This window comes from Anthropogastromicrobium sp. (genome assembly GCF_037349415.1).
In the GTDB taxonomy this organism is placed as follows: Bacteria; Bacillota; Clostridia; order Lachnospirales; family Lachnospiraceae; genus Anthropogastromicrobium; species Anthropogastromicrobium aceti.
The window spans coordinates 26,971-36,056 of sequence record NZ_JAXWCK010000048.1 but is presented as its reverse complement, the minus strand read 5'-3'; the positions used below and the strand labels follow the sequence as shown (position 1 = coordinate 36,056).

At 40.8% G+C, this 9,086-nt stretch carries 7 protein-coding genes and 1 pseudogene; 7 read left to right on the top strand and 1 reads right to left on the bottom strand.

Features of this window, described 5'->3' with window-relative positions:
• Positions 1-177: 177 nt before the first annotated feature.
• A pseudogene (locus tag WJP93_RS11350) lies at positions 178-435 on the bottom strand (hypothetical protein); the annotation flags it as partial.
• A 292-nt stretch (positions 436-727) separates the two neighbouring features.
• Here WJP93_RS11350 and WJP93_RS11345 point away from each other — a divergent pair.
• The 7 genes from WJP93_RS11345 to WJP93_RS11315 all read left to right on the top strand — a co-directional run bounded on the left by WJP93_RS11345 (position 728) and on the right by WJP93_RS11315 (position 8,902).
• A complete protein-coding gene (locus WJP93_RS11345; protein WP_262539212.1) occupies positions 728-1,177 on the top strand; it encodes an Hsp20/alpha crystallin family protein in 450 nt (149 codons plus the stop codon).
• Positions 1,178-1,389: 212 nt separating this feature from the next.
• A complete protein-coding gene (locus tag WJP93_RS11340) occupies positions 1,390-2,154 on the top strand; it encodes a DUF4886 domain-containing protein (RefSeq protein WP_337548390.1) in 765 nt (254 codons plus the stop codon).
• Positions 2,155-2,169: 15 nt separating this feature from the next.
• The gene (locus WJP93_RS11335; RefSeq protein ID WP_337548389.1) at positions 2,170-3,609 is read left to right on the top strand and encodes a serine hydrolase; all 1,440 of its coding nucleotides are present in this window, start codon (positions 2,170-2,172) and stop codon (positions 3,607-3,609) included.
• 206 nt (positions 3,610-3,815) lie between these two features.
• Positions 3,816-4,745: a calcium/sodium antiporter gene (locus tag WJP93_RS11330; RefSeq protein ID WP_337548388.1), complete on the top strand. Its 930-nt coding sequence runs from the start codon at positions 3,816-3,818 to the stop codon at positions 4,743-4,745.
• Positions 4,746-4,851: 106 nt separating this feature from the next.
• Positions 4,852-6,510 carry a hypothetical protein gene (locus WJP93_RS11325; RefSeq protein WP_337548387.1) on the top strand — a complete coding sequence of 553 codons (1,659 nt, stop codon included), beginning with the start codon at positions 4,852-4,854 and terminating at the stop codon, positions 6,508-6,510.
• A 218-nt stretch (positions 6,511-6,728) separates the two neighbouring features.
• Positions 6,729-8,573 (top strand): Na/Pi cotransporter family protein, encoded by a 1,845-nt coding sequence (locus WJP93_RS11320; protein ID WP_337548386.1) that lies wholly within the window; start codon positions 6,729-6,731, stop codon positions 8,571-8,573.
• 83 nt (positions 8,574-8,656) lie between these two features.
• Positions 8,657-8,902 carry a hypothetical protein gene (locus tag WJP93_RS11315; protein WP_308732311.1) on the top strand — a complete coding sequence of 82 codons (246 nt, stop codon included), beginning with the start codon at positions 8,657-8,659 and terminating at the stop codon, positions 8,900-8,902.
• Positions 8,903-9,086 lie beyond the last annotated feature (184 nt).

The window sequence follows — 9,086 nt, the reverse complement described above, 5'->3', positions numbered from 1 at the left end:
ATGGATTTGAGAGGGAAAGAAGTTTTATGATTCAAATTTTATATTTCAGAAATAACAATAAGATACTATTTTTCCCACGCCTACTATGAGAACGGCGGCTATGAGATAGAAATTGCATATACCGGCGAATAAAAGACGCTGCCGTTGCAGGAACATTCCTTCCCGCAACGGCAGTTTTCATTTGCGCTTCTTTCTCTGACTGACCGGCATCCCCATTTTCTTTGACTTTTGGAGAATCCGAATGAGCCAGCGAAATTCTTCTTCCGAAAGATTTTTGTAATTGATACCGAGTTGTTTACAATAAAGGAACACCTGTTTTTCCTGACGGCTCCCCTTGAAGTTTTCAACTGCTTCCAGATTTTCCCGCAGTTCATCGGCAACGGTAGTCAGGGGCGCACTCTCGCTGTCGTTCTTGTGTGCTTCCCGTATATCCCGTGAGGTTCTGAAAGCCAGTGGGGACAGGTAAAATGGCTTTTTTACTGTCCCTGTGGCTTAGTTCACAAAATTTTCACAAAAAATTAGCACTCAACTCTTGACATTGCTAATAATACGTGCTATAGTACAGCTAGAACAAAAGAGAGGGGTACAGAGAGAACAAAAGGAACAAAAAGTTGAATGTTCCAGGTTCTCCAAGGAACTTCCAATCTGGAGTTTGGAAACAGCAAAGCTGTGGATGAAAAATAAACTGGAAAAATAATGATGAGTGATTTGAAAGGAGATTTTGATTATGTTAGTACCGAGCATTTTTAGTGATAATTTCTTTGATGATTTCTTTGAATTTCCATTTATAGATGACAGAGCAGAGCGTAAGCTGTACGGACATCATGCAGCAAACCTGATGAAGACTGATATCAAGGAATTCGACGATAAGTATGAGGTTGAGATTGATCTTCCGGGATTCAAGAAAGATGAAGTACAGGTTGAGCTTAAGGATGGTTATCTGGTAGTCAGCGCCGAGAAGGGTCTTGACGAGGACGAGAAAGATAAGAAGAGCGGCAAGTACTTAAGAAGAGAGCGTTATGCAGGCTCCTGCCAGAGAAGCTATTATGTTGGCAAGGATACAACCGAAGATGATATCAAGGCTCACTTTGAGCATGGTATGCTGACGGTAACTGTTGCAAAGAAGGAAGCAAAGCCAGCAGTAGAAGAGAAGAAGCATATCGCAATTGAAGGATAAAAAAATAATAGATAATGTAGATAGTTAGAGGGCATGCGCCAAAAGGCGCGTGTCCTCTTTTTTTGTGTGAGTAGCAAATTTTTTTCATAGGTGTTATTGCTCTTGCAAACGCATGTCTTGCTGTGTATAATCAAAATTAGAAACATGACGTTTTGTGAACCAGTGGGGACAGATAAAAAGCCACGGTACCTGTCCCGGTGGAAAGGAGATTTATGGAGATTTATAAAATTCTTGTAATTGGAAATAGTTTTGGAGAGGATGCAACTCATTTTTTACATGATCTGGCATTGACAAGAGGGATCAATACAAAGGTAGTTAATTTGTATATCGGAGGTTGCAGTCTGGAACGTCATTGGAGAAATATTGAAAATGAGGCGAAGGACTATGAATATCAGTTAAACGGAAGAGCTACGGGAAACAAGGTGTCTATTCAGGATGCACTCGTAGAAGAAAAATGGGATTATATTGTCACACAGCAGTCTAGTCATGACAGTGGCTGGCTTGACACGTATGAACCATTTATGGGATGGATAGCAGAATACATCAAAAAGGAAGCACCGTGGGCTAAGTTTATGCTGCAGGAAACTTGGGCATATGAGGTTGACAGCAAGCATGACTGTTTCGCACGATATCATAGAGATCAGGATGAGATGTATCAGAAACTGAGAGCAAATTATTATAAAGAAGCGCAGAAGTATGGACTGGATTTAATTCCGTGCGGTGATGTGATCCAGACGCTGCGAAAGGAAAAGGAATTTAATGTGCGTGAAGGCGGAATATCGCTTTGCAGAGATGGATTTCATATGAATTATTTATATGGACGTTACGCGCTTGCCTGCACATGGCTTGCGAAAATTTTTGGAGAGGAAGCAGGAAAGATCAGTAATGAATTTCTTGCAGAGTCAGCAGGCATGCAGGATTTTGCTCTTCTTGGAAAAATTCGTAAAATTGCGGAGCAGGTATGCTGGAATAAGTAAGAGGAGGATTATCTTATGCAGGAACAAAAATTAGAACGTATCACGCCGGCACAGGCGGGGCTTGATCCACAGTGTATTATTAATATGATGGATCGGATGGAGAAGGAACATATCAACATAACCAGTTTTATGTTGCTGCGTCATGGAAAAGTGTTGTGTGAAGCTTCGTATGAGCCGTATGATGCAGCACAGCTGCGAACCGTGTATTCTCTTAGCAAAACCTTCACTTCAATGGCAGTTGGAATTGCAGCTGGAGAAGGAAAGATTGACCTTGATGAAAAGATCACAGATTTATTTGCAGCGGAAATTGAAAACGGAAAGATTCAGGTAGGAAAAGAGCTTGCTTCGCTTAGCTTGCGCCATCTGCTTCGCATGTCAACAGGACAGGAGAAGGAACCAGGAGATAGCGATTGTTGGGATGACATGGTGTCAGCATTTTTGCGTGAGCCGTTTCATGAGATGCCGGGAGAGGTATTCCGCTATAATTCAATTGCTACCTATATGTTGTCAGCATCGTTAAAGAAAAAAGGAATCGATCTGGAACATTATCTGGAGGAGAAACTGTTAACACCAATGGGAATTTCAGGTACGCGCTGGCTGCGTGATCCAAAAGGAATCTGCGTAGGTGGCTTTGGATTTTCGCTGTATCCGGAGGTGATCGCAAAGCTTGGTCAGATGATTCTGCAGGGTGGTGTATGGAATGGTGTTCAGTTAGTTCCAAAGGACTACATTGACATGGCTACTTCAAAGCAGATTGAAAATGGGAATGATCCAGACAGTGACTGGGCGCAGGGATACGGCTATCAGATGTGGAGATGTCGCCACAATGCAGTGCGCGGAGACGGTATGTATGGACAGTTTTGCATTATCCACAAAGAAACAGATACGGTACTTGCCATGACGGCTGTAACTAGTGATATGCAGGGTGAGATGAACGCCTATTACGATGAGGTATTGCTGAAATATCAGGATGAGCCATTGTCAGAGGATGAAAAGACAATGGAAGTATTGAAAAAACGCCTGAATGAGCTGCATTATGTGCGCCTGCTGCCAGAAGATGACGGCGTTGATGTACCAGAAGCATTCAAAAATGTCGATCTGTCACTAACAAGCTTTTTTGATTTGTCATTGAACATCGAAGGCAATGCGCTTACATTGACAGGAAAAGACGGCGAGATCTGGTACCGAGCAGAGAGAGGTAGTTGGAGCAAAATCAATCGTAAGGTACACTGTTCTCCATTTTACACAGAGAAAGACAGTATGGATACGCCTGTCATTGGCGCGTGGGGCGTAAAGAACGGTGTATTGACTATTCGTGTATACGAGATTGAATTTCTTGAGGAGGATACACTTACTCTGACAGAAGCAGAAGATGGCATCCATGTAAGCTTTGCCAATACAACTATTCCATCAAATCCGAATGAGTATGTCAAGAAAGTAATTGAACATTCGTAAAAATCTATAGTTGACTTTTGAAAATGACTTTGGTAGAATGAACCCAATAAAAGGGAGTAGCTGACCAAAATAGGTGCACTTCTTCGTCAGTACAGTTATTAAAGAATAACTCGGAAAGTGATGAAACAGCGAGACTTTTACTGCAATGCAGTAGGAGTCTCTTTTTATATACCTGCTGCAAATAAAATAAGAAAGAGGTAGGTAGTATGATGGTACAAGTGTTGATTTTGCTGGTGGGATTTTTTCTGCTGGTAAAGGGAGCGGACTGGTTTGTGGAGGGAGCAGCAAGCATTGCAAAAAAGCTTGGAATACCGCAGCTTGTAATAGGACTTACAATAGTTGCCATGGGAACGAGTTTGCCAGAAGCAGCTGTAAGCATTACGGCAGCATTAGACAATAATGCAGGAATCACAATCGGAAATATTGTTGGAAGTAATATCTTAAATATATTGATAATTCTTGGAATTACAGCGGTCATTACGAATGTTTCAATTCAAAAATCAACGTTCTATTATGAAATACCATTCATGCTTATAATTACCGTAATACTCATGATATTTGGAATTACAGGTTCCAAGATAACATTTATGGAGGGCGTTATTTTCTGGATTTTATTTTTGCTCTATCTCGGATACCTTTATATTATGTCAAAAAAGGGTACAGAGCAGGAAGAAGAGAATGTAAAAGATATACCAGTATGGAAATGTCTTCTTTTCATGGTGCTTGGCGGAGTTATGGTAGTAATGGGAAGTGATTTTGCCGTTAGCGGTGCAACAGAAATAGCAAGATTTTTTGGAATGAGTGAACGATTTATTGGTCTTACTATTGTAGCATTTGGAACATCACTTCCAGAACTTGTAACATCAGTTACGGCAGCAAGAAAGGGAAACGCCGGAATCGCCATAGGAAATATAGTAGGAAGCAATATTTTCAATATTTTATTTGTAATAGGTACAGCAGCACTCATTTGCTCCGTTCCATTTGAACGTAAATTTATCATTGATACAATCATTGCAGTTCTCAGTGGAGTATTGCTTTGGGGTGGAACAATTAAAAAGAAAGAGCTTAGAAAGCCTTGCGGAATTTTGATGCTGCTTGATTATGCAGCGTATTTTGTATATTTGTGTGTAATATAAAACCAGTAGGGACAGATAAAAATCCATTTTACCTGTCCCCACTGGTTTTTTTGTGATATACTAAGTCCAGAAAAGCAGTAAATAAACAGAAAAGGAGAACTGTAAAATGAAACGCTATATGGCACATATTCTTGTTTCGGCTGAAAAGATCACCGAGCATTTTCTAAAGGTACAGGTACATGATGAGGGTACTCTTGCAGACGGTGGTATGGAAGGCTTAATAGTAGATGTAAAGCCTACCGTGTTTGCTCTGCGTGCAGCAATGTCTGTGTATTTGTATCCGCAGAGTCGTTTTTATAAGGATGAGACACTTAGAACAGCAATGGAGCAGGCAATAGATTTTGTTGCGCGAAACCAAAATGAGGATGGAAGCTTTGACTATACAGTGTGCAACTTCCATTCCGCACCAGACACAGCATTTTGCTATCATCCGATGGATAAGACATATCGTCTTATGAAAAAATTTGAAAATGATGTGGATACATCCTCACTTCAGGAAAAATATCTTTCGATTATGAAAAAGGCCGCGGCAGCCATTCGCGACGGCGGTTTCCACACACCGAATCATCGCTGGGCAATTTGTGCAGCACTTATGCAGGCCGCAGATGTTTTTGCCGCAGATGAATCATTTGCTAAGAGCTGCAAAGCACGCACGGAAAAGTATTTTAATGAAGGAATTGATGGAAATGCAGACGGAGAGTATGCAGAGCGCTCTACAGGAGGCTATAACTGCGTTGTCAACGATGCAATGATCAATCTTTATGAGATGACAAAGAACAAGGAATATTTGTCATATCCAGAGAGAAATCTTCATATGATGGAGCTGTATTTTGAACCTGACGGCACTATCTTTACACAAAATTCCACAAGACAGGATCGCGGTAAAAAGGTATGGCCTGATCTGTATTTTCATCAGTATTTGTATATGGCAACAAGAGGAAATGTCACAGGTGAGCATCGCGATGAATTTTTAAGGGCAGCTCATCAGATTATCAGAAGCTGTATCGCAAGAGGAGATGATGCACCGGATTGCCTGTATCTTTTGATGCTGTATGAGCAGATGGCAGAGTGTACATTAGAGGGAAGCGGCTTTATAAAGAAATATAGAAAGCTTTTCTCAGATTCAGGTGTGCTTCGTGTGGCAAGGGAAAACTATGCATACACAGCATTGAAAGGAAAAACAGCCTTTTTGTATGTGAATGTCAATGGAATGGATGTTTGCTTTAAGATAGGTGAGAGCTTCTGCGAGGTGCGAAACTTTGTTGCGCAGCAGTTAATACAGACTGAGGATGGATGTGAACTGACAGCAAGTGCTAATGTCTGGTATTATGAGCCGTGGGAAGAAAAGCCTAATACAAGTGACTGGTGGCAGATGGATCAGAAAAAGAGATCCTTAAAAATTCCACGCACACTAACAACAAAGGTAACAATTCATGAGCATGAGGACGGTCTGGAGATTACACTTCACACAGAAGGGCTAGAGAAGCTTCCGCTTCGTCTGCAGCTTTGCGTTCCGGCAGGAACTGTTTTACGAAACGATGCATTCTGGTTAAAGACAGAAGCAGGACAGGGTATGATTGTTCGAAGTGGTGATGTAGAACTGGCATTAGGAGAGAAGATTTTGTCATTTGGTCCATGCTTTGGGGAGCACGAGTTTCAGGGTCATTATTCAGGTGAAGAGACAAATGCAGGCGGCTATACCATTTTCTGCAATGCCCTTACACCAGTGGATAAAACAGTTTTCCTTCGCGTGAAGAGAAAATAAGCTTGATTTTACATAAAATTTACATAGAACTCACATAGAGCTGATAGCATGATTTCTGATATCAGGGTACATTTAATAGGAAGGCTGTAGCAGGCGAATCTGCAGGTCTTCCTATTTTTGATATCAATGGTGATATCAAATACAGCAGTTTCCTGACAAAATCTTATAAATAGGTTTTGCACAAAAATGTACATCCGGGAAAACCGGGGGAGGAAATCATGAATGAGAATGTAAAAATCGTGTTTGGTCTGCTTGGCGGTCTCGCACTGTTTTTGTACGGAATGAACGGTATGAGCGATGCACTTCAAAAGACAGCAGGGGATAAGATGAAAAAAATCTTAAGCTTCCTGACGAAGAATCCGATCATGGGTGCATTAGCAGGCGCACTTGTTACAGCTGTTTTGCAGAGCAGCTCCGCAACAACTGTTATGGTAATAGGATTTGTAAGTGCTGGACTTATGAGTCTGCCGCAGGCAATCTCTGTTATCTTTGGTGCTAATATTGGTACGACAATGACAGCACAGTTAATGGCATTTAAGATCAGCGATTATATTTACCCACTTATCTTCATCGGATTTATGATGAACTTTGTCTGCAAGAAGGAGCAGTTAAAAAATATTGGACTTGTCATCTTCTCATTTGGTATCTTGTTTGAAGGTATTGAGATAATGGGAAGTGTAATGAAGCCGCTTGCTACAAGTGTAATTTTTGTGGATTTGATGGCAAAGGTAAAGGAGATTCCTATTCTTGGCGTGGCACTGGGAACGATTATGACACTTGTTGTACAGAGCAGTTCTGCAACAATTGCCGTACTGCAGAATTTTGCAGCTCAGCCTGGACCGGATGGTGTGACGAGCGTAATGGGATTAGCAGGTGCAATTCCGATCCTTCTTGGTGACAATATCGGAACAACAATCACTGCACTTTTAGCATCAATTGGACAGTCTAAAAATGCAAAGCGTACTGCTATTGCACATAGTATTTTTAATATCACAGGAAGTGTTGTATTCTTGTGTGTGCTTCCATTTTTTGCACGCTTCGTTCAATTTATTTCACCAAGGGGAAATGAGATTGATGTTATCTCAAGACAGATTGCTAATGCACACACCACCTTTAATATAGTTTGTACGCTTATATGGCTCCCGCTTATTCCACTTATGGTAAAGATTGTTACTACAATTATAAGAGGAACAGAAAAGCAAAGAGACGATGGTCCGGTAAGTGTTCTGGAGAGTGGCGTGATTGCACAGCCAGCAGCAGCACTTTATCTTGTATCAGAAGAGTTAGAGCATATGGCAGAGGTTGGCAGCAAGCTTTTGGCTGCACTTAAGGAAAGTTTTTCTTCTGACAAAACACAGAGCGAGGCAGCCACAGAGCAGTACAAGACATATCGCAGACAGGCAGCACGAATGGAAGATGATCTTGCTGCATATGTAACGAAGATGCTCTCAAGCGGAAATTTAACACAGCAGCAGTCAGGTCAGGCGGCAGGTCTTTTGTATGTATCAAATAATATTGGACGTATTGCAGACCGCTGTGAGGAAATTGCAGGTGTTCATGAAAAAATTACGCAGGGCGGAAAATCGTTCTCAGAGGTGGCAACAGGAGAGCTGCAGGATTGTATAGAGATCTCAAGAAAGCTGTTTGATCGTGCCATTCGTTCAGTTAAGGATGGTGATTTAGATCGCGCCCGCACTGTTGTAAAGAAAAAGAATAAGATGAGAAAGGCACAGAAGCAGTTAAAGCGTGCTCATATTGCGCGTGTCAACGAGGGACTTTGCGATGCTTCTATGACAGAAGATTATTCAGCAATCATTTATAGCTTAGACAGAATTGTTGATAATTGTGTAAGCATTGCAGAGGAGACACTTGATCATCTTTCATTTGTTAATTTCTCAGAAGATGAGGCAGATGAAGAAAGACCAGCTGATATTATTGCAGAGATTAACGCAGAGGAAACTCTTGAGGAGCATGAGAATAGTGAGCAAGAAGAAAATGCAAATGCTTCAGATGCAGATGGCAGCTCCAATACTGCGATTAATAAGGCAACAGATTTTTCATAAAATTTACATTTGATTTACCGTACAAAGATAGAAGGCTATGTTTGAATGGAGTATATTGGTGTCAGAAAGAGAGGTAAGATATTATGAAAATGGCATCAATGTGGTACGCAATTAATCATTCAGATATAGAAAAATCAATGAAGCAGGTAATATTTGTAGGAATCAATATTGTATTGTGGGCAGCAATTGCATTTATTGTATGTGTGGCAGGAGGTGCGATTGGTGGTTCCTTCAATGAAAAATGGAGATTTATGACATTCTTAATCACTGGATATAGCGCCGTGATCATGGGATTCTTCAGAAGTGTATTTTATTTGCTTAGAAAATAATAAATCAAAAAGATTGGCCAGAAAACCGGTCAGTCTTTTTTTTCGCAGATTTCTTCCTTTACAGAAATTTTTTTGTGTGGTACGATTAAAAAGATTGCATTATAAAATGAAATATAAAAGTGGAAGGAATTGATTATATATGGAAGAGAACAGAAAGGAAAATATTAAGAACACACCAAACGTG

Excerpts from the sequence above, each read along its gene's own strand:
- WJP93_RS11345 (WP_262539212.1), top strand. The coding sequence starts at position 728 with ATGTTAGTACCGAGCATTTTTAGTGATAATTTCTTTGATGATTTCTTT.
- WJP93_RS11340 (WP_337548390.1), top strand. The coding sequence starts at position 1,390 with ATGGAGATTTATAAAATTCTTGTAATTGGAAATAGTTTTGGAGAGGAT.
- WJP93_RS11335 (WP_337548389.1), top strand. The coding sequence starts at position 2,170 with ATGCAGGAACAAAAATTAGAACGTATCACGCCGGCACAGGCGGGGCTT.
- WJP93_RS11330 (WP_337548388.1), top strand. The coding sequence starts at position 3,816 with ATGATGGTACAAGTGTTGATTTTGCTGGTGGGATTTTTTCTGCTGGTA.
- WJP93_RS11325 (WP_337548387.1), top strand. The coding sequence starts at position 4,852 with ATGAAACGCTATATGGCACATATTCTTGTTTCGGCTGAAAAGATCACC.
- WJP93_RS11320 (WP_337548386.1), top strand. The coding sequence starts at position 6,729 with ATGAATGAGAATGTAAAAATCGTGTTTGGTCTGCTTGGCGGTCTCGCA.
- WJP93_RS11315 (WP_308732311.1), top strand. The coding sequence starts at position 8,657 with ATGAAAATGGCATCAATGTGGTACGCAATTAATCATTCAGATATAGAA.